Raw genomic sequence first — 20014 nt, forward strand, 5'->3', positions numbered from 1 at the left:
TGTGATGGAGGCTACCTGAAACAGGGTAGCTGCTTTCAGGTAGCCTTTCGCGGTTTAAGCCGATTCGCGGATACGGAGCAACACTTCTTTTTTGCCGATCAAGGCCAGCACAGCATCCACGCTGGGCGTTTTGGCCGTGCCGCACACGGCTAGGCGCAGCGGCATACCAAGTTTGCCCATTTTGATGCCTTCGGCTTCGCAGAACGGGGCGAACAGGGCGTGGATGTTTTCTGCCGTCCAATCCTGTTCGGGCAGTTCGGCCAGTTTGGCGGCGAAACGCTGCATTCTGGCGGGAGCTTCGCTATCCCAATGTTTGGCCACATCGGCTTCCAGTGGCACGGCTTTGCGGTAGAAATAGGCGCATTCGGCGGCCAGTGCATTCAAATCGTGGGCGCGATCTTTTACCAGTGCCAGCACCTCTTCCAGCTTTGGGTTACCTGAAACCGCAACACCTTGTTTCTCCAAGCGCGGCAGCACCAGTTTGGCCAGTTCGGCGTTGCTTGTGGCTTTGATGTGTTCGGCGTTGATCCAATACAGTTTTTTTGCATCCATGCGGCTGGCGGAGGAAGAAACGTGTTCCAGCTCAAACCATTGCACGAACTGCTCCATATTGAAAAACTCGTCGTCGCCGTGCGCCCAGCCCAAGCGGGCGAGGTAGTTGAGCAGGGCTTCGGGCAGGATGCCCATGTCTTCGTATTCGGTAATTGCTACGGTGTCGCCGCTGCGTTTGGAGATTTTCTTGCCCTGCTCGTTCAGGATCATGGGCAGGTGGGCGTATTCGGGTGGGGTGGCACCGAGGGCTTTGAAAATATTGATTTGTTTCGGCGTGTTGTTCACATGGTCGTCGCCACGGATAACGTGGGTGATACCCATGTCCATATCGTCGGCCACCACGCAGAAGTTGTAGGTGGGCGTGCCATCGGCGCGGGCGATGATGAGGTCGTCGAGCGCGGCATTGGGAATGCTGATTTCGCCTTTTACCAAATCATTCCAGCGGGTAACGCCGTCGGTCGGCATTTTGAAGCGGACAACTGGCTCTACCACTGCGGGAATTTCCGGCAGTGTTTTGCCGGCTTCCGGCCGCCAGCGGCGGTCGTAAGTGGCCGTGCCTTCGCGCTCGGCTTTTTCGCGCATCTGCTCCAATTCTTCTTTGCTGCAATAGCAATGGTAGGCGTGGCCGGAATCCAGCAGTTGTTGGATTAACTCTTTGTAGCGCGGGAAATTTTGGGTTTGGTAAACGATATTATCGGCATTGTCGGCGTGCAGGCCTACCCATTGCATACCGTTGAGAATGATTTGCACGGATTCGGCGGTGGAGCGTTCCAAATCGGTGTCTTCGATGCGCAGCAAGAATTCGCCGCCGTGGTGTCTGGCAAATGCCCATGAATACAGCGCGGTGCGCACGCCGCCGATGTGCAGGTAGCCGGTGGGGCTGGGGGCGAAACGGGTTTTGATGGTCATGATGTTGGCTTTCAGAATGAGATAGATAGCGGATTAGCAAGCTTTCGATACCAAGCGAACCAACGCCGTGGTAAAACTTTAGTGAATCCGCTATTGGGAAAGAGCGTATTGTAGCGGATTGGGCTGGCTTCGGGGAATGTGGCGGCAGATAAAAGGCTACCTGAAATGCCATGCAGCACAATTTTCAGGTAGCCTGTTGCCGTTCGGCAGGCGCGTTACAGCGTGGTATTCAATGCGGTATCGATGTCGCGCCAAATGTCTTCAATATCCTCAATGCCCACGGAGAAGCGCAGCAGGCCTTCGCGGATACCGAGTTTTTCTTTCACCGTCGGGCTCATGCCGCTGTGCGACTGGCTGAAGGAATGGTTCACCAGGCTTTCCACGCCGCCGAGGCTGGCGGCCATGTGCAGCAGTTTAAGATTGCGGATAACGGAATCGGCAGCGGCTTGGCCGTCTTTCTTCAAATATACCGACACCACGCCGCCGAAGCCGCGCATTTGGCGTTTGGCTAATTCGTGGTGCTCATGGCTGGACAGGCCTGGATAGAACACTTTAGCCACGGCGGGATGTTGTTCCAAGCGGCGGGCGAGCTCGGCAGCGTTGGCCAGGTGCTGCTTCATGCGCACAGAGAGGGTCTTGATGCCGCGCAACACGAGGGCGCAATCCATCGGCCCGGCAATGCCGCCGGTGTTCACCATGGTGCTTTGCAGGCGTTTGGCCAAGGCTTCTTCCTTAGCCACCACAATGCCCATCAGCACGTCGGAATGGCCGCAGAGGTATTTGGTGGCGGAATGGAACACGATGTCGCAGCCCATATCGAGCGGGTTTTGCAGATAGGGGGTGGCGAAGGTGTTGTCGATGCCCACTACCGCGCCGGCAGCTTTGGCTTTTTGTGCCAACAAAGGGATGTCCACCAGCCGCAGCAGCGGATTGCTGGGGCTTTCCAGCCACACGAGTTTCACTTTGTGTTCGGCCAAAAGCTTATCTAGGTTTTCAGGTAGCGTGAGGTCGGCAAACACGACGTTTACGCCCCATTGGGCATACACTTCGGTGAGCAGGTCGTAGGCGCCACCGTAGATATCGGCCACGGCGATGATGGTGTCGCCGGGACGCAATACGGTGCGGAATACGGCATCAATGCCGGCCATGCCGCTGCCGAAGGCGAAGCCGGCGCAACCGTGCTCCAATTCGGCCACGGTGTCTTCCAAAATTTTGCGGGTAGGATTGGCCAGGCGGGAATAGCGGTAGGGGATGTTTTCACCGATTTGGTACATGGCGAACATGCTGTTTTGATAAATCGGCGGCATGATGGCGCGGTTGTGCTCATCAGGGTTGTAGCTGCTGTGGATGATTTCGGTATCAAAATGCATGGATTCTCCTTTCAGGTAGCCTCTGATAGCTGAAGCTCTTCCTATAGCGTTGGCTCGCTTGGTAGGAAAAATAATTGCTTCGCTATATGGCCGTATTGGCGATGGTGCCGGTTGCGGTAGATACAAAAAAACAGCCGAGCAGTGTAGCCGGCTGTTTTGACTTGGCTTCGCAAAGCCGATGCTCTGCAAAAATATTCTGGCGGAAAGGAAGGGATTCGAACCCTCGATACGCTATTCACGTATACACGCTTTCCAGGCGTGCGACTTCAACCACTCATCCACCTTTCCGAGGTAAGGTGCGCGATTATACTAAAACGCCCACGGCAACACAACCATTTTCTGCCCTACCCCTGGCGGCAATTTCCCGGCAACAATGAAAAGCCTTCGCCCCGCAGTTTGCCGGCCTTTTCGCGCAGCGGGGTGAGCGGATACACAGTTTTCACTGCCGCCAAACCATAAGCCGCAGCGGCTGCCGGCCACCAGCGGTTGCCAGCCAGCTCCATAAAGTGCCAGCGCTGCAGCGCCCGCTCGTTCTCCCACGGCGGCACATAGGCCATAAACCGCCCCGTATCCGGCCTGAAACCGGCCTCAGCCAGCATCCGTCTCACTTTCGGCAACGGCAGCGCATGGGCACGCAAGCCAAGTTGTTTTTCAGGTAGCCCGAAGCGCCACAGCGAATACGGGTTAAACCCGCTGAGCACCAACTTGCCATTAGGCAGCAATACGCGGAAACACTCCCGCAGCAACTCTTCCGGCTGTGCGCATAATTCCAAACCATGTGGCAGCAACAAAGTCTGCACGCTGCCTGACAACAGCGGCAGTTGCGGCAGTGCGCACACCACATCTGCCTGCGCCCTACCCCGCCCCAATCGCACCACCTGCTGCGGCCAGCAATCCCAGCTGCAGAGCGAAGCAACTACGGTGATGCCATATGGATTGGCCGTATGCGTAGCAAAAAATGTCTGTTCCGCTGTTTTCAGGTAGCCTCCTGTGGCGGTGTTGTCCAGCCATTCGGCCAACCTGTTTTCTTCTATCATGCCGCCTCCTCATTTTCAGGCCATCATACCGTTCAAACAAAATTTTGCAAAACACAGCGTAAAGAAACCTGCCGGAAAGGAGAGTTTGGGCGCGCTCTCGTGTTATCATTCTACTTTTGCGCATGCCATACTGGCAAAGCGTTCGGCTGCAGCTTGACACCGCTTCCGCGCAGCCTTTAATATCCAAAAAATTTTAGCTAATCATAACGTTAACCACAACGGACTCATTCCTCTGCCATGAGTAAATTCAAATTTCTTTCCTTGGCCGTTTTAAGCCTGGGAATTCCTGCTTCTGCCCTCGCCCAAACTTATACGCCGGAGCAGATTGCCGCCTCCATCACCAACCTCAACGCTGCTATTCTGCGCAATCCCTCCTCCTACCACAACAATCTGTGGGGACGTATGCGGCAAGACTTCCGCATGAGCGAAGTCAACCCGGAAATCGTGCGCCGCCACGAAACCTACTACAGTACCCGCAGCGCCTATTTCAACCGCACCGTAGAGCGCAGTCGCCCCTATCTTTACCACATTCTCTCCGAAGTGGAAAAGCGCAACATGCCCTCTGAAATTGCCTTGTTGCCGTTTATTGAGAGTGCATTCGTGACCAAAGCCCGCTCCCACGTGGGCGCCTCCGGCCTGTGGCAGTTTATGCCCGCCACCGGCCGCCACTACGGCCTGGCGCAAAACAATATTTACGACGGCCGCCACGACATCTACGCCTCCACCAATGCCGCGCTGAACTATCTGCAATATCTGCATAATATGTTCGGCGACTGGTCGCTCGCATTGGCCGCCTACAACTGGGGCGAAGGCAACGTGAGCCGCGCCGTAAACCGTGCCCGCAGCCAGGGGCTCGAGCCGGTATATGAAAACCTCAATATGCCCAACGAAACGCGCAATTACGTGCCCAAACTACTGGCCGTGCGCAACCTCGTGAGCAACCCGCAAGTATTCGGCCTAAACCTTTCCAACATCGAAAACAAGCCCTATTTCGAAGCCATCAGCATCAACAGCCCGATGGACATTAACGCCATCACCCGCCTGGCCAATATCAGCCAAGCCGAATTTGAAGCGCTCAACCCCAGCTTCAAAGTGCCCGTATTCATGCCCGAAAACGGCCAACGCAAACTGCTTCTGCCCGTAGGTGCGGTAAACGCCTTCGAGCGCAACCTGCGCAATGCGCCCAAAGAGTCCCTGCTCTCCTACGACATCCTGCGTTCTGACGGCGCCACCACCCTCAGCGACATTGCCGACCGCAACGGTGTGAGCGTGGCCGACCTTCGCCGCACCAACGGCTTGAGCAGCAACACCATCCGTGCCGGCCTGCCTATTCTCGTGGCCAAAAACAGCCTGAACAACAGCCAGCTCGGCCGCGGCGTGCAGATGCTGGCTGATAACAAGCCCGCCGGCGACGACCCGCTGGGCAATCTTATCCGTCGCAATAGCCAGAACATAGCCGAACGCACCAGCACCGTGGCTGCTGCCAAACCTGCTACCCAGCCTGTTGCCACACCGCCCGCTCCTGTTCAGGTAGCCTCAGCCCAACCGACCCGCCCGCCCGAGCCCGTTCGTGCGCCCGTACAGCAGGCAACAAACCCAGCCCCTGCCGCTTTTGCCGCGTTGGCTGCCAACAGCCCCCGCCCGGCCGAGCCGGCACCTCGTGCAACCAGTTCGCCTGATATTCAGGTAGCCTCGGCTCCAACGATTACCCAAACGGCTGCCCAATCTGTAGCCCAACCTGTTGTATCCGGCAACATCACTACCTCCGCAGACAGGCTACCTGAAACCGCCGAGCTTACCGACGACAGCAATCTCCAGCCCGATCCGTTGATGTCCTTGGCCAACAACGACAGCGTGGCAAACGACACCCCGCCTGCCGACGAAGCCGACAACGGCAATAGCGCCGCAGCCGCCGTACGCGCCTCCTTAGCCCAAACCGAAGCCCAGGAAACCCGCCGCCAAGCCCAAGCTGAGGCGCGCCGCGCCAACAACGCCGGCTTCGACCAGCTGGCTTCCGCCACCGGCAACAACCAACGCCGTGCGGCCCGCCAAGAACAGCAGGCCAACCGCCGTGGCGCACAAACCGTCACCCACAAAGTGCAGGCCGGTGAAACACTATATTCCATTGCCCGCCGCTACAACGTAGACGTGGCCGACCTCAGCCGCGCCAACAACCTGCGCGGCAACAACATCCGCTCCGGCCAGGTGTTGCACGTGAGCGCCAGCAGCAATCAACAAGCTGCCAACCGCCATGTCGACAACAAACCTAACAGCCGCAACGAACGCGGCAACGAGCGTAACAATCGTGCCAGCAACGAGCGCAATGGTAGAAACGGCCGCCAGCAAACCGTGTCCCACACCGTGCGCAGCGGCGATACCTTGCAATCCATCGCCCGCCGCTACAATACCTCCGTGGCCGACATCAAGCGCAGCAACAACTTGAGCAACAGCGTGCTGCACCCCGGCCAAAAACTGCGCGTGAGCAGCGGCACTTAACCGTTGCCCAAGCCTGCAACGTTTTCAGGTAGCCTCAATTAAGGCTACCTGAAAATATTTCTACAGCTTATCCAGTAAGTTACAAACCACACCTGTCAAATATGAACCCGCAAAAACGCCGCGAAATCTTCCAGCGCCTGCACGACGCCAACCCCAACCCCACCACCGAGCTGGTGTTTCACAGCCCCTTCGAGCTGCTCATCGCCGTGCTGCTTTCCGCCCAAGCCACCGACAAAGGCGTCAACAAAGCTACTGCCAAACTCTTTGCCGTGGCCAACACTCCGCAAGCCATCCTCGATTTGGGCCTAGACCAACTGATGGAATATACCCGTACCATCGGCCTCTACCAAACCAAATCTAAACACATTATGCAAACCTGCCGCCTGCTCCTGGAAAAGCACGGCGGCGAAGTGCCGAATACCCGCGAAGCGCTCGAAGCGCTGCCCGGCGTCGGCCGTAAAACTGCCAATGTCGTGCTCAACACCGCCTTCGGCCAGCCGACCATGGCCGTGGACACCCATATTTTCCGCGTGGCCAACCGCATGAATCTCGCGCCAGGCAAAAACGTACGCGAAGTAGAAGACAAACTCATGCGCTTCGTGCCCAAAGAATTCCTGCTCAATGCCCACCACTGGCTCATCCTGCATGGCCGCTACACCTGCAAGGCGCAAAAACCCCAATGCCACGAATGCATCGTATACGATTTGTGTGAATACAAAGGCAAAACGGTTTAAATCAATAAAACCAAGTCCTGTATTTTTCAGGTAGCCTCTCAATAATAAGGCAGGCTACCTGAACAGACAGGGCTTGGTTTTGGGGTGGCAGATATGTTTCAGGTAGCCTCTCACTGGTTTGGAGGCTACCTGAAACATAATGCGCACGCTGTGCTGCTCAATAATCAACTTTCCGAACGGAAGAAGCGGCGGATATCCTGCTCCAGCGTATCCAACATTTCATAACGTTTGCGATACATAGAGCGTTTTTTGCTTTGCACTTCTTCCAGCGGCGTGCGCTCGATCTGGGTGGGCAACCGCCAATAGCCGTTAGCATCGAGGCTGCCTTGGTTTTCCTGCCAGAAGGCATCGTAGTTGAACAGCAGGCGGCTGGAGTCGTTCCAGCGGAATTTGGCCTGGCTTTTGTGCGGAATGCCGTAGAGCTCGCAGCCGAGTTCGGCAGCCATCAGCTTGAATACGTTCACCATCATAAACATCGGCCGCACGCCGTGCAGCTGTTTGGTGGTGTGGCGGATGAGCTCGGGGGCATCGCTGCTGTGCGGGCCTTGGATGGAGGTAATCAGCAGGCCGTTGGGCGCGATAAAGCTGAACACGGCATCGTAAATGCGGCTGCGCTCGGTGCTTTGCAGGCTCACCAAAAAGAAACCTTCCAACGGGTCTTTATGGTTGATATTCAAGCTGATGGAAAGCTCAGGCGCAGGATGGTTAAGTACGACGGTGCGCCGTGTCACCAACTCTTGCCACTTGGCAGCGGAAGGCTTGTTTTGTGCCAAAGTGAAGTTGTTGATTACCGCTTGCAATCGCGCGTTCTTGTCGAAGCGGTTGTCGGCATAAGTATCCAGCACGGCGCGGGCGGCATAGGGATTGTGTTGGAAAATCGGTGCCCACATCGGATGCTGGTTGATGAAGGCGGTAAACGCTTCGCATTGCTGCCGTGCCAGTAGGCGTTGGATTTGGTCGCGCAGATACACTACCGCATATTTGCGGATGCCCCGTTCGCGCAGATTGGGATACTGTTCGTCGAAAGTGGGAAAGTGAAATAAATCAGACATAAGTGCCCATATTATGCCAAACGGCGCCGGGCCGTTTGCGTGAAAAACAAAGCGATGCCGGGCAAAAGCCGGCCATCGAAAAGCGGTCAATCCTACCCGATTTGCCAACAGCCTTGCAAGGCTTGCTGCTGGGAATTGAGGCTACCTGAAAACCTATCTCTGCTTTTCAGGTAGCCTCCCGTCTTGCCTCAACTGTAGCCGCGCAATTATGATGCTGCCCATTCGATCATTATTCCCGTCCATTATGCACGCCATCCCGCTCACCACGCCCCCGCTTGCTCCCAAAACTCGGCAAGCGCTGCTCGAACTGGGCATAGCCGACACCGCCGAGCTGCGCCGCACCACGCCCGCCACCGCTTTCCTGCTGCTCAAAGCCAGCGGTCTCACCGTTACCGAATCTACGCTGTGGCAGTTGGTATTGCTGGCCGAAGGGCGAGAAGGCTACCTGAATGCAGATGAACAAGCCATATGGCGCGCCAAACTGCGTGCCCACCGCCCGGTTGCCCTGTTTCCGCCGCGAAAAGAAAGCGAACACTGGATGCGGCAGGCATTGCAACTGGCCGAGCAGGCCTTGACCGCAGGCGAAGTGCCGGTGGGCGCAGTGGTGGTGCGCCAGGGCGAAATCATCGGGTGCGGCGCCAATGCCTGCGTGGCCGAACACAGCGTGTGCCGCCATGCCGAAATCGCCGCGCTCAGCGAAGCCGGCCGCCGCTTGGGCAACTACCGGCTGGACGGCTGCGATTTATACGTTACCCTCGAGCCGTGCAGCATGTGTGCCGGTGCCATCATGCAATCGAGAATCCGCCGCCTGATTTACGCGGCTGCCGAGCCAAAAACCGGTGCTGCCGGCAGCGTGCTCGACCTGTTTGCCAACAAACAGCTCAACCCGCACACCGCCGTGCAAGGCGGCGTGTTGGCAGCGGAAAGTGCGCAGCTGTTGCAACGATTTTTCCAGGCGCAGCGGCAAGGATAGAGTGGATTTAAATAAGATGGAGAGCCACAGGGAGTGCACGCTTTACAGCTCGGCGAGCCAACGCAATTTTGATTTACAACAGATGCTGATCTGATATAAGCCCCCTAGCCTATCCGGCTACCTGAAAAGCAGCAAGCAAATAACTTTCAGGTAGCCTTTAATTATGCGTCGCCGCTGGTAGCCGGCCGAATATAAAACAGCCGGATAACTGTTCCCCGATATGGGAGAAGTGCAGTTATCCGGCTGTTATTGCGCCGTAGCTGTTTCAAACTGATCAGCCAGCCTGCAGCCAAACCGCCACCCCATGCCACAGCTGCCATGCCGCCCATAGGCTGACACTCAGCCCGGCTACCAGCCGGAAATGCGGATGTTGCAGCAGACCTTTGAGTTGGTTGGCAAACAGCCCCATCGCCAGCAGGTTCGGCAGCGTGCCCAAACCGAAGGCCAGCATCATCAGCGCACCATCCACCGCATTGCCGCTGCCCAGCGCATACAGCGAGGCACTGTACACCATGCCGCACGGCAGCCAGCCCCACAGCAGGCCGACACCGAAGCAGGCAGGAGTATTTTGGATAGGCAAGAGCCGGTTGAGCAGCGGATTGAGCCGCCGCCACACCGGCCGCCCGAGCTTTTCCACCTGCGCGGCATAGGCGTTGAGCCCGGCCAGATACAGGCCGATAAACAGCAGCAGCAGGTTGGCGGCGGCAAACAGGATATGCTGCAACAGGCGGGTTTGATCCAGCGAAATGCCGAACTGCCCCAGCGCGCCCAGCAAGAGGCCGATAAAAGTGTAGCTGCCGATGCGGCCGAGGTTCATCAGCACAATCAGCTTCACGCGCCCCACCTGCGGCGGCAGCTGCAGGGCAAAAGCGGTGCTCAAACCGCCGCACATGCCGGCGCAATGGCCGCCGCCGAGAAAGCCGGTAGCGGCAAGGGAGAGGAGTGTGAGGGTGGAGACCATAGCGTTGTTTTCCGGGATAGCTCAAGCACTGATTTCTGCCAACAGCCCGCTGCCTGCCGGAGGAAAATCGTTGCTTTGACTATTGCTGCCAAGTGGCAATTCAGGCTACCTGAAAACGGTTTGCCCACTTTTCAGGTAGCCTTGGCGGGAAATACGATGATGGGTTTATAGGCTACCTGAAAATGATTTCACAACTTTCAGGTAGCCTGTTGGCGAATGCATCGGGCAATCAAGCTGATTGCTTGGTACCGAAAATCTTGTCGCCGGCATCGCCCAAGCCGGGGATGATGTAGCCGTTTTCGTTGAGATGGCTGTCGAGCGCGGCGGTGTAGATTTTCACGTCGGGGTGCTTATCGTTCACCAGTTTCACGCCTTCCGGTGCGGCCACCAGCACCAGAGCAGTGATGTTGCGGCAGCCTTTTTTCTTCAGCAAATCAATAGTGGCTACCATCGAGCCGCCAGTGGCGAGCATCGGGTCGAGAATCATGGCCGGGCGTTTGTCCATTTTGCTCACCAATTTCTCGAAATAGGAAACCGGTTGCAGGGTTTCTTCGTCGCGCTGCAGGCCGACCACGCTGATTTTGGCGGTGGGCAACAGATCGAGCACGCCGTCGAGCATGCCCAAACCGGCGCGCAAAATCGGCACTACGGTTACGGTTTTGCCTTTAATCTGCTCGCCTTCGATGCGGCCGCACCAGCCTTCGATAGTCAGCGACTCGGTTTCCAGATGGCGGCTGGCTTCATAGGCCATCAGGCGGGCCAACTCTTTTACCAAGGTGCGGAATTGGTAGGTGTTGCAGTTGGCTTTGCGCATCAGGGTAATTTTGTGCTTGATCAGCGGATGATCGATAACGGTTAAGTTCATGCTATGGTTTCCTTCATTTGATTTGGCGGAGCGTATTTTAGCTTAACAGACGGGAGGGAAAAAGCGGGGGCGGTAATTTCTTCCTACGGTGTTGGCTTGGTTTGCCGTATTGCTATACCACATGCAGCACACAGTCTGGTGTATATCTGCTTAGGCACAGCAAAAGGCTACCTGAAAATTTTCAGGTAGCCTCTTATCATTTCAGCAAGCGAACCGGCTTACACTTCGATGATAACTTTCATCGCTTTGGTGTCGGCAGCGTGTGTAAACACCTCATAGGCTTTTTCCATTTCGCTGAATTTGAAGCGGTGGGTAGCCAGTTTTTCCATCGGCAGTTTGCTGGATTCGCAGGCTTTCAGCAGCATGCCGGTGGTGTTGGCGTTTACCAGGCCTGTGGTAACGGTGATGTTCTTGATCCACAGTTTGGCCAAATCGAACTCTACAGATTTGCCGTGTACGCCCACGTTGGCTACGTGGCCGCCTTCTTTCACTACTTTCTGGCAAACATCCCAAGTAGCGGGGTAGCCCACGGCTTCCATGGCGCAATCCACGCCGCGGCCGCCGGTAATTTCCAAAATCTTGGCCACAGCATCTTCCTTGTTCGGATTCACTGTGTGGGTCGCACCCATTTCTTTAGCCATGGCCAGGCGGTTTTCGTCCATATCCACCACGATGATGGTGGCCGGAGAGTAGAATTGGGCAGTCAGTAGGCAACCCATGCCCACGGGGCCGGCACCAACGATGGCAATGGCATCACCAGGTTTCACCTGGCCGTACTGCACACCGATTTCATGACCGGTAGGCAATGCGTCGGAGAGGAATACGGCCACATCGGTGTTGAGGGTTTCAGGCAGATGATAGAGCGAATTGTCGGCAAACGGAGTACGTACGTATTCTGCCTGGGTGCCGTCGATCATGTAGCCCATAATCCAGCCGCCTTCTTTGCGGCAGTGGGCGTAGAGCTGTTTCTGGCAATTGTCGCAAGTGCCGCAGCGGCTCACGCAAGATACGATAACTTTATCGCCTTTTTTGAAGTCTTTAACGGCAGAGCCCACTTCTTCCACCACGCCGATGGCTTCGTGGCCTAGGATACGGCCTTCCCATTTGCCGGTTTTTTCGCGGGCAACTGCTTCGATTTCCGGGTTTTTGCCCTTCATGATACCCAAATCCGTACCACAAATAGTGGTTTTGGTAACGCGAATGATAGCATCGGTAGGATCAATGATAGTGGGAACCGGGCGATCTTCGAAGCGGACATCGTTTTCGCCGTAATAGGTCATGGCTTTCATGGTCTTGCTCATAATGCTCTCCTAATGTGGTTGCCGATAAATAATCGGTTAGTCGGGAAAGAATCCGGAGAATTCCGGATACGTTCATTATAATCTTTATTTTTCCAAAATAGCAAAATTTTCCGTTTTAAAATATAATATTACATTATAACAATGGAAATTTTAGGAAGTATTATGCAAATAAGAGCTAAACTATTATTCCATCAGCCATTTGCAGAAAGTGCCTTGCTATGATGCAGTGCAAGCCGTAAGCAATACGTCAATTTGGCCATCCCAATGATACAGTTGAAACATTAAGGCTACCTGAAAAACCACTATCTTCCCCACACAATACAAAACAGCCTCCATCCCAACGGAATAGAGGCTGTTTTCATATAAGCAAAATTACACTTTGGCAGCAGCAGCCACTTCAGCAGCGTAATCCACTTCTTTTTTCTCGATACCGTCGCCCACTTTGAAGCGGACGAAGTTTACGATCTCTGTACCCTGTTGTTTCAGGAACTGCTCAACAGTTTGATCAGGGTTCATCACGAAGGGTTGGCCCAGCAGCGTTACTTCAGCCAAGAATTTCTTCACGCGGCCTTCCACCATTTTGGCGGCGATTTCGGCGGGCTTACCAGAAGCAATCGCCTGCTCGGTGTAGATGTGGCGCTCTTTAGCCACCACTTCGGGATCAACCTGCTCGGCAGAAATACATTGTGGCTTAGAAGCCACGATGTGCATGCCAACGTGACGGGCAGTGGTTTCATCACCTTTGTACTCCACCAGCACGCCTTCAGTGGCAGCAGCGCCGTGGATGTAGGTGGTGAGGCTGTTGGCAGCTTCGATGATTTCAAAGCGGCGTACAGAAATGTTTTCGCCCAACTTGGCAATCACGGCTTTGCGCTCGCCTTCCACCAATTCGGCCAGGGCTTCAACGGTGGCCGGTTTTTTCTCAGCAGCGGTTTTGGCTACGGATTGGGCAAAGGCGATGAAGCCGGTGTCTTTAGCCACAAAGTCGGTTTCGCAGTTCACTTCTACCAAAGCACCAACTTTGCCTTCAATAGCATAAGCCAACACGCCTTCGGCAGCGGTACGGCCGGCCAGCTTGCTGGCTTTGGCGCCGGATTTAATACGCAGGATTTCTTCAGCTTTGGCCATGTCGCCATCGGCTTCCACTAGGGCTTTTTTGCATTCCATCATGCCCAAGCCAGTGGCGGCACGCAGATCAGCAACCATTTTTGCGGTAATTGCAGACATTATTTACTCCTGTTTTATTGAGAAACGCGGCCGGATGCCGCGCTTGGATAAATTGAAGGCTACCTGAAAGGCCGGATTTGGCGTCCGCTTATTGAAACGGTGTCTTCAGGTAGCCTCATGCGGATCAGCTTAGGCAGATTCGGCTTCGTCGGCAGCAGCCTGCTGTGCGGCGGCTACGGTTTCAGCCAAGGCCTGGTTTTTGCCTTCCAATACAGCATCAGCGATACCGCGGCAGTACAGGCGGATAGCTTTTGCGGAGTCGTCGTTACCAGGGATAACGTGTTTCACGCCTTCCGGATCGTTATTGGTATCCACCACGCCGATTACCGGAATACCTAGTTTGCCGGCTTCGGTCAGCGTACCTTTTTGGTAGCCGGTGTCAATCACGAAAATGGCGTCGGGCAGGCCTTTCATGTTTTTGATGCCGCCGAGCGAGCGTTCCAGCTTTTCCACTTCGCGTTGAATGGTAAGCAGTTCTTTTTTGTTGTAACCGCTGGCTTCAGCATTTTCCAAAATGGCAGCTTTTTCTTCCAAGCGTTTGATAGACTGCTTAACAGTTTTGTAGTTGGTCAGCATGCCGCCCAACCAGCGGTGATCCACATAGGGCATACCGGCACGGGTAGCTTCTTCACGCACGATGTCGCGGGCTTGGCGCTTGGTGCCGACAAACAGGATGGTGCCTTTGTTGGCAGCCAAACGGCGAACGGCGTCTTGCGCTTCCTGGAACAGGGGCAGGGTTTTTTCCAAGTTTACGATATGGATTTTGTTGCGGGCGCCGAAAATGTATTGTTCCATTTTCGGGTTCCAGTAACGGGTCTGATGACCGAAGTGAACACCTGCTTCCAACATCTGGCGCATAGTAATTTGAGACATTTATTTTCCTTACAAAGGGTTATAGAAAACATCAATGCACACAGAATCTCAAAACTGAGACACCCTTTGGTGCAAGATGCGAGCGTTAAGATAAAAAAGAAACAGCTTTCAAAACGAAAGCTGCGGGATTATAGGGAAAAAGTGTTATTTTGGCAAGGTTTCCCCACCCTGCTTTTCTTCCTGCTTGAGGCGTTTGTTGCGCAAACGGATATAAACCACCCAAAACGCAAACAGCGTGGGCAATATCGTCCACACCAACAAATAAATCAGCATCCTCGCCAACGATGGCTGCGCGAGGGCAAACATCAGGGTAACAAAGATATAGCCGATAAAAACAATGTGCCACATGGCGTCTTCCCAATAGGGCTACCTGAAAACCGAGACTACCTGAAAACAGAGGCTACCTGAAACCGGATTGGCATTTTCAGGTAGCCTCAAGCCTATTGCTACGGCAGCTGATATTCCTGCCCGCCTGCAGTGAGAAGTTTGGGCTGGCAGTTATCGTTAATCACTGTCTCGTCAATCACCACGGTTTTCACTTGCTCTTTAATATCCGGCAGTCGGAACATGGTTTCCAACAGCGCGCGCTCCACAATCGAGCGCAGGCCGCGTGCGCCGGTTTTGCGCTGCATGGCAAGTTTGGCGATGCTGCGCAGGGCGGACGGCTGCACCTTCAGCTCCACCCTTTCCATTTCAAACAGCGTTTGATATTGTTTTACCAAGGCATTTTTCGGCTCGGTCAGGATGTTGATCAGCGCTTCCTCATCCAATTCGGCCAGCGTGGCAATCACCGGCAAACGGCCGATCAGCTCGGGAATCAGGCCGAACTTAATCAAATCTTCCGGCTCGACAATTTCAAACAGCTCAGTAACGTCGGCATCTTCATCTTTGCTGTGCACCGAAGCGCCAAAGCCGATACCACCCTTTTCCGTACGCTGGCGGATAACCTTTTCCAAGCCGGCAAATGCACCGCCGCAGATAAACAGAATATTGGTGGTATCCACCTGAATAAAATCCTGATTCGGGTGTTTGCGCCCGCCCTGCGGCGGCACGGATGCCACCGTGCCTTCAATCAGTTTCAGCAAGGCTTGTTGCACACCCTCGCCGGACACATCACGGGTAATCGAGGGGTTGTCGCTCTTACGGGAAATCTTGTCGATTTCGTCAATATAAACAATCCCTTTTTGCGCCTTTTCCACATTAAAATCGCAATTGCCCAAAAGCTTGGTAATAATCTGCTCCACATCTTCGCCCACATAGCCGGCTTCGGTAAGCGTGGTGGCATCGGCCATAACAAACGGCACATCCAAACGCCGTGCCAAACTTTGCGCCAGCAGGGTTTTGCCCGATCCGGTGGGGCCGATGAGCAAAATGTTGGATTTGGCCAACTCCACATTATCGCCCTCTTTCGGATGGCGCAGGCGTTTGTAGTGGTTGTACACCGCTACCGCCAGCACCTTTTTTGCCTGCTCTTGGCCGATAACGTGTTGGTTCAAATTGCTGACGATTTCGGCCGGCGTAGGCAGCCGGTCTTCGCCGGAGTGCGTTTCGCCTGCTGCTGCGCCCTCGCTGTGGATCATGTGGCTGCAGGTGTCGATACACTCGTTGCAAATCAATGCATTATCGCCTTCAATCAGGTTTTTTACTTCGTTTTCCGATTTGCCGCAGAAAGAACAGTATCGGGTTTCGTTGCTCATTTGGTGTGATTCCGCAATGTAATGTGTTGTGCCGTAATGGAGATGGCAAAACGCGGAAGTATATAGGGGAATCCATCGTATATCAACGCAGATACTGTTCCTATCAGCGTCGTCACCTAATTCTTAATCTCCATAGCCAAACCAGTCCTTTACAAAAATTCTTTTACACTATCTAGGGTTTACAAACTGGTATTTTTTATCCACAATAAGCAAGTTTTCATTTTTATCGTTAAAACAGATATTTGCCTGCTACAACGGTAAATCGCCTAACGGCATTGCCATACAACAGACTGATAGGTAACAAAATTGTTTTCAATTAGAAAGACTTGGCTGATTTTAGCCACCGGATTGAGCCTAGCCTTGGCCAGTCTGCCCGCCGCTGCACAAGACGATATCGATGTGCTTGGCCAGTTCCTCGAACAAAATCTGCCCGTGCAAGACGACCCGCTTGGCACTTTCCTCAGCAGCCGTCCGGCTGAACGAGTGGAAGCCCAAGCCGCCGTGGCTGGGCCGCTGCTCACTTCGCAATCTGCACTGATTATGAATGGCCGCAGCGGCGAGATTCTGTATCAAAAAGGTATCGACCAAGTCCGTCCCATCGCTTCCATTTCCAAGCTGATGGCCGCCATGGTGGTGCTGGATGCCCGCCAGAACATGAATGAAACCTTGGAAATCACTGAAGCCGAAATCGACCGCCTCAAAGGCACCGGCAGCCGTCTTTCCGTGGGCACCACCCTCACCCGCCGCGAAATGCTGCATCTGGGCCTGATGAGCAGCGAAAACCGCGCCATCCACGCCCTTGCCCGCAACTATCCCGGCGGCCTGCCTGCCTTCATGAGCGCCATGAACCGTAAGGCACAGAGCCTCGGCATGCAGCAAACCCGTTTCTACGACCCCACCGGCCTTGATTTCCGCAATGTATCCACTGCGCGCGACTTAAGCCTGATGGTGCGTGCCGCCCACGAATACCCGCTTATCCGCCAATTCTCCACTTCCAATTCCGGCTCCGCCCAAACCAGCAACGGCCGAGTGCAGCAATACCGCAACTCCAACGCCCTGGTGCGCGAAGGCACTTGGAACATCTCCCTACAGAAAACCGGCTACATCCGCGAAAGCGGCCGCTCCATGGTGCTGTATGCCAATGTACAGCGCCAGCCGCTGATTATCGTGCTGCTCAACTCTCCCTCGCCCACCACCCGCGTAAACGATGCGCGCGCGATCCAAAACTGGGTGAACGGCCGAGAAATTTAAGCCTAATCGGCTGGTACGCATGCCAAATAAAGGCTACCGGAAAATAGATGCTTTCTTTTTTTCAGGTAGCCTTTTGCTAACCATATGCCTGCCATCACTAGTTGGCTTTACGGACTGAACATCTATAAAGGCTACCTGAAAACGTAATTTCAATGAAGTTAAATGTTTCATCAACCTATTAGCTCTTCAGCCATAATAAAGGCTACCTGAAGCACTATTTTCAGGTAGCCTTTAATCCAAGCAACAAACTAAGCTATCTTTGCCTCGGATAAAACTGCACCACATTTTCATTCTCCGGCAGCTGCAGTTTTTTCACCGCGTGGCCGTACACGGTTTCCAGCGTTACCGTGTGCAGTAGTCCTTGTGCAAAACCTTCGTTCACGGCAGCGCGGGCAGCAGCTTCGTCGGTAAACTGCAAAGCCGCCCAGATGCCCAGCGTGTCCATATCCTGCCAGAAGGTTTCGGCGCGGGTATAGGACAGCTCCAGCTTGGCGGTATCCATCACCGGATCGTAGAAGCCGTGGTGGAACAGCATATCGCCGAGGTCGTGCATATCGGCAAACGGGCTTTCCACGGCGATGTTGCACGTTTTCAGGTAGCCTGTGATTTCGGCCAGCGTGTCGAGGCCGAAATGAGTGAGAAACAGCAGGCCGTCAGTTTTCAGCGCGCGCGCCCAGTTTTCAATCACCGGCACGGGCTGGGAGGCCGAGGGAACCAAGCCAAGGTTGCACCACAGCCAATCAGCCTGCGCCTCGGGCAGCGGGGTTTCGGGCGCTTGGCAGTGCTGTGGCACGGTTTTGCCCTTGCCGGCAAGGCGCTGCCAGAAACCGGTTTGGCGGGCAGCTGCGGCTGCCTGCAGATAGTCGGTACGGCTGTCGTATTCGCTGAACGCGGCTTGCGGATAACGCGCAGCCAGCAGACGACGGCTGCAATCGCCGTCGGCGCCGAACAGTAAAATATGCTGTGGTGCGGCGGCAATCAGTAGCAGTCGTTGGTCGGTATCTTCGGCAAGGCGGCGGTGGATCAGCCAGCGGTCGGTAGTCATTTTTCAGGTAGCCTGTGGTGTGTGTCGGATTTCAGGCAGCCTGCCTGAGGCTACCTGAAAACATCTGTTTCAATGAAGTTAAAATAATTTTTTGATGTTTTTCAGCCTGCTATGTTTTTTTCAGGTAGCCCGATAAAGGCGCGGTAGGCGGCAGAAAATTCATCGGCATGGCTTAAAAACGGAATATGCGCTGCCTTTTCAATCATCAGCAGGCGGCTGTTTGGCAGCTGGCGGTGCAGGTATTCGCCCATGCGCGGCGGGGTGATGCCGTCTTTGCCGCCGAACACGAGCAACACGGGGCACTGTACCTGCGGCAGCAATGCGCGGGCATCGGTGCGCACCACGGCATCCAGCGCCGCTTGCAGGCCGGGCGGTACGCCGTGGCGGATGATTTCCGGCAGCACTTCATCGGAGAGGTGGGCGCGTTCCGGGATGTGCAAAAATTGCAGCTGTAAAAACTGGCGCATATATTTGGCAAAATCTTGGGCAAACAGCGGTATCATCTTGTCCAGCGCGGGTTTGGCCAAACCTTCGGGATAATCCGGCGCGGCAGTAAGGCGGGCAAAACTGGCGGTCAGGCACAGGCTGCGCACTTTTTCGGGATGGCGCTCAGCCATATGCAGCGCCACCAACCCGCCGAGCGACCAGCCAAGTAGGTGTGCGGGCTCATTTAATTGAGCCGCCAGTGAGTCGGCCACCGCGGCCACATCGAACGTGCCGTCAAACCCAGCCGTGCCGTGGCCGGGCAAATCGGGCGCGGCGACTCGGCATTCGGGCAGGCCGGCAGCCAGCAGGTCGAAAATATGATGGTTGGCCGCCCAACCGTGCAACAGCATAATATTTACGGAATCAGACATATGGCGCTTTCAACTTGGTTAGCCGGGCAGTGGCGGCTATTTCAGCTAGCCTCCAGCCGAGGCAAACGCTGCGTATTATGCCATGAATTATCCGGCGGCCAGGCATTGTGCGGCGGCTGCACGGCGGATTTACACTGTCTGCGATCGGATACACGCCGCCGCTGTCCGTTGTGCGCCGGTATTTCCACTTCCGGCTTGCCATGCGGCCACTGCCAACGCAAACCGCCACCGCAAACCCAGCTCAATGCCGCCTTTGCCTACCGGCCGCCACTGAGCAACCTGCTGTATGCCTACAAATTCCTCGGCCGCAACGATTTATATGCCGCCCTAGCCGAGCTGATGCTGGCCGAACCGCCCACCTGGCCTACTCCGCCGGATTTAGTGATGGCTGTGCCATTGAGTGTGCAGCGGCTGCACAAGCGCGGTTTCAACCAAAGCCTGCTGCTGGCCGAGGCCATAGCCAAGCACCTGAATCTGCCGTTATTGCCGCCGTTTGCGGTAACCCGCTCCCACCGCCCGGCACAAAGTACCCTGCCCCGCAACGAGCGTGCCAAAAACGTGCGCGGCATTTTTCAGGTAGCCCCGGCGGCGGATGTAAAGAACCGTCATGTGCTGTTAATCGACGACGTTGTTACCAGCGGTGCAACAATCGGCGAACTTGCCCGAACTTTACAGCGGGCGGGGGCTGCAGCGGTTTATGGCTGGGTGTTCACCCGCGCCGAATGAAAAGATAATTGACGTAGTTACCCTGCTGCGGCATCATGCGGCGCATCTTCCAATGGCTGGTTTGTTGCAAATCAGCCTTATTTATTTG

At 55.1% G+C, this 20014-nt stretch carries 18 protein-coding genes and 1 tRNA gene; 5 read left to right on the top strand and 14 right to left on the bottom strand.

The genetic code is table 11. The annotated features are described in order from the left end of the window. Positions 1–54: 54 nt before the first annotated feature. The 4 genes from gltX to HMPREF2796_RS08190 form a co-directional block, all read right to left on the bottom strand. Positions 55–1461, bottom strand: coding sequence for a glutamate--tRNA ligase (gene gltX, locus HMPREF2796_RS08175; RefSeq protein ID WP_070632763.1), 1407 nt, complete (start codon positions 1459–1461; stop codon positions 55–57). Between the two features lie 215 nt (positions 1462–1676). Then, complete coding sequence (locus HMPREF2796_RS08180) at positions 1677–2831, bottom strand: trans-sulfuration enzyme family protein (protein ID WP_070632764.1); 1155 nt, start codon at positions 2829–2831, stop codon at positions 1677–1679. A 197-nt stretch (positions 2832–3028) separates the two neighbouring features. Beyond that, positions 3029–3119 (bottom strand) — tRNA-Ser (locus tag HMPREF2796_RS08185). 56 nt (positions 3120–3175) lie between these two features. Further along, positions 3176–3868, bottom strand: coding sequence for a class I SAM-dependent methyltransferase (locus HMPREF2796_RS08190; RefSeq protein WP_070632766.1), 693 nt, complete (start codon positions 3866–3868; stop codon positions 3176–3178). Positions 3869–4105: 237 nt separating this feature from the next. On the opposite strand from HMPREF2796_RS08190, the gene HMPREF2796_RS08195 reads away from it, so the two are divergent. Together HMPREF2796_RS08195 and nth are read left to right on the top strand one after the other, a co-directional pair. Continuing rightward, on the top strand, positions 4106–6364 hold the full coding sequence (locus tag HMPREF2796_RS08195) for a lytic transglycosylase (RefSeq protein WP_070632768.1): 2259 nt from the start codon (positions 4106–4108) through the stop codon (positions 6362–6364). 101 nt (positions 6365–6465) lie between these two features. Further along, a complete protein-coding gene (nth, locus tag HMPREF2796_RS08200; protein ID WP_070632770.1) occupies positions 6466–7098 on the top strand; it encodes an endonuclease III in 633 nt (210 codons plus the stop codon). 164 nt (positions 7099–7262) lie between these two features. On the opposite strand, the gene HMPREF2796_RS08205 is transcribed toward nth, so the two are convergent. Then, entirely contained in the window at positions 7263–8150 is an 888-nt protein-coding gene (locus HMPREF2796_RS08205; RefSeq protein WP_070632772.1) for a VirK/YbjX family protein, read from the bottom strand. Between the two features lie 208 nt (positions 8151–8358). Here HMPREF2796_RS08205 and tadA point away from each other — a divergent pair, with 208 nt between their 5' ends. Then, positions 8359–9123, top strand: a complete 765-nt coding sequence (tadA, locus tag HMPREF2796_RS08210; RefSeq protein WP_083308679.1) for a tRNA adenosine(34) deaminase TadA — start codon at positions 8359–8361, stop codon at positions 9121–9123. A gap of 274 nt (positions 9124–9397) precedes the next feature. Here the strand turns inward: tadA and HMPREF2796_RS08215 are convergent, their stop codons facing one another. The 7 genes from HMPREF2796_RS08215 to clpX form a co-directional block, all read right to left on the bottom strand. Next, positions 9398–10084, bottom strand: a complete 687-nt coding sequence (locus HMPREF2796_RS08215) for a sulfite exporter TauE/SafE family protein (protein WP_070632774.1) — start codon at positions 10082–10084, stop codon at positions 9398–9400. Positions 10085–10313: 229 nt separating this feature from the next. Next, positions 10314–10949 (bottom strand): uracil phosphoribosyltransferase, encoded by a 636-nt coding sequence (gene upp / locus HMPREF2796_RS08220; protein ID WP_070632776.1) that lies wholly within the window; start codon positions 10947–10949, stop codon positions 10314–10316. Between the two features lie 218 nt (positions 10950–11167). Further along, entirely contained in the window at positions 11168–12238 is a 1071-nt protein-coding gene (locus tag HMPREF2796_RS08225; RefSeq protein ID WP_210385363.1) for a zinc-dependent alcohol dehydrogenase family protein, read from the bottom strand. 384 nt (positions 12239–12622) lie between these two features. Beyond that, positions 12623–13477, bottom strand: a complete 855-nt coding sequence (gene tsf, locus HMPREF2796_RS08230; RefSeq protein ID WP_070632781.1) for a translation elongation factor Ts — start codon at positions 13475–13477, stop codon at positions 12623–12625. A gap of 129 nt (positions 13478–13606) precedes the next feature. Continuing rightward, positions 13607–14350: a 30S ribosomal protein S2 gene (rpsB, locus tag HMPREF2796_RS08235; RefSeq protein ID WP_064104859.1), complete on the bottom strand. Its 744-nt coding sequence runs from the start codon at positions 14348–14350 to the stop codon at positions 13607–13609. Positions 14351–14494: 144 nt separating this feature from the next. Beyond that, on the bottom strand, positions 14495–14698 hold the full coding sequence (locus tag HMPREF2796_RS08240; protein WP_070632783.1) for a hypothetical protein: 204 nt from the start codon (positions 14696–14698) through the stop codon (positions 14495–14497). 98 nt (positions 14699–14796) lie between these two features. Next, positions 14797–16047: an ATP-dependent Clp protease ATP-binding subunit ClpX gene (clpX, locus tag HMPREF2796_RS08245; RefSeq protein WP_070632785.1), complete on the bottom strand. Its 1251-nt coding sequence runs from the start codon at positions 16045–16047 to the stop codon at positions 14797–14799. Positions 16048–16353: 306 nt separating this feature from the next. On the opposite strand from clpX, the gene HMPREF2796_RS08250 reads away from it, so the two are divergent. Further along, positions 16354–17298, top strand: coding sequence for a serine hydrolase (locus HMPREF2796_RS08250; protein ID WP_070632787.1), 945 nt, complete (start codon positions 16354–16356; stop codon positions 17296–17298). Positions 17299–17551: 253 nt separating this feature from the next. Here the strand turns inward: HMPREF2796_RS08250 and HMPREF2796_RS08255 are convergent, their stop codons facing one another. Further along, positions 17552–18343 carry a methyltransferase gene (locus HMPREF2796_RS08255; protein WP_070632789.1) on the bottom strand — a complete coding sequence of 264 codons (792 nt, stop codon included), beginning with the start codon at positions 18341–18343 and terminating at the stop codon, positions 17552–17554. Positions 18344–18444: 101 nt separating this feature from the next. Next, complete coding sequence (gene bioH, locus HMPREF2796_RS08260) at positions 18445–19200, bottom strand: pimeloyl-ACP methyl ester esterase BioH (protein ID WP_070632790.1); 756 nt, start codon at positions 19198–19200, stop codon at positions 18445–18447. On the opposite strand from bioH, the gene HMPREF2796_RS08265 reads away from it, so the two are divergent. Beyond that, positions 19201–19926: a ComF family protein gene (locus HMPREF2796_RS08265; protein ID WP_070632793.1), complete on the top strand. Its 726-nt coding sequence runs from the start codon at positions 19201–19203 to the stop codon at positions 19924–19926. It begins immediately after the preceding gene. The last annotated feature ends 88 nt before the right edge of the window (positions 19927–20014 follow it).

Origin of the sequence: Eikenella sp. HMSC071B05 (assembly GCF_001811325.1) — a bacterium.
Classification (GTDB): domain Bacteria; phylum Pseudomonadota; class Gammaproteobacteria; order Burkholderiales; family Neisseriaceae; genus Eikenella; species Eikenella corrodens.

Excerpts from the sequence above, each read along its gene's own strand:
- gltX (WP_070632763.1), bottom strand. The coding sequence starts at position 1,461 with ATGACCATCAAAACCCGTTTCGCCCCCAGCCCCACCGGCTACCTGCAC.
- HMPREF2796_RS08180 (WP_070632764.1), bottom strand. The coding sequence starts at position 2,831 with ATGCATTTTGATACCGAAATCATCCACAGCAGCTACAACCCTGATGAG.
- HMPREF2796_RS08190 (WP_070632766.1), bottom strand. The coding sequence starts at position 3,868 with ATGATAGAAGAAAACAGGTTGGCCGAATGGCTGGACAACACCGCCACA.
- HMPREF2796_RS08195 (WP_070632768.1), top strand. The coding sequence starts at position 4,106 with ATGAGTAAATTCAAATTTCTTTCCTTGGCCGTTTTAAGCCTGGGAATT.
- nth (WP_070632770.1), top strand. The coding sequence starts at position 6,466 with ATGAACCCGCAAAAACGCCGCGAAATCTTCCAGCGCCTGCACGACGCC.
- HMPREF2796_RS08205 (WP_070632772.1), bottom strand. The coding sequence starts at position 8,150 with ATGTCTGATTTATTTCACTTTCCCACTTTCGACGAACAGTATCCCAAT.
- tadA (WP_083308679.1), top strand. The coding sequence starts at position 8,359 with ATGATGCTGCCCATTCGATCATTATTCCCGTCCATTATGCACGCCATC.
- HMPREF2796_RS08215 (WP_070632774.1), bottom strand. The coding sequence starts at position 10,084 with ATGGTCTCCACCCTCACACTCCTCTCCCTTGCCGCTACCGGCTTTCTC.
- upp (WP_070632776.1), bottom strand. The coding sequence starts at position 10,949 with ATGAACTTAACCGTTATCGATCATCCGCTGATCAAGCACAAAATTACC.
- HMPREF2796_RS08225 (WP_210385363.1), bottom strand. The coding sequence starts at position 12,238 with ATGAAAGCCATGACCTATTACGGCGAAAACGATGTCCGCTTCGAAGAT.
- tsf (WP_070632781.1), bottom strand. The coding sequence starts at position 13,477 with ATGTCTGCAATTACCGCAAAAATGGTTGCTGATCTGCGTGCCGCCACT.
- rpsB (WP_064104859.1), bottom strand. The coding sequence starts at position 14,350 with ATGTCTCAAATTACTATGCGCCAGATGTTGGAAGCAGGTGTTCACTTC.
- HMPREF2796_RS08240 (WP_070632783.1), bottom strand. The coding sequence starts at position 14,698 with ATGTGGCACATTGTTTTTATCGGCTATATCTTTGTTACCCTGATGTTT.
- clpX (WP_070632785.1), bottom strand. The coding sequence starts at position 16,047 with ATGAGCAACGAAACCCGATACTGTTCTTTCTGCGGCAAATCGGAAAAC.
- HMPREF2796_RS08255 (WP_070632789.1), bottom strand. The coding sequence starts at position 18,343 with ATGACTACCGACCGCTGGCTGATCCACCGCCGCCTTGCCGAAGATACC.
- bioH (WP_070632790.1), bottom strand. The coding sequence starts at position 19,200 with ATGTCTGATTCCGTAAATATTATGCTGTTGCACGGTTGGGCGGCCAAC.
- HMPREF2796_RS08265 (WP_070632793.1), top strand. The coding sequence starts at position 19,201 with ATGGCGCTTTCAACTTGGTTAGCCGGGCAGTGGCGGCTATTTCAGCTA.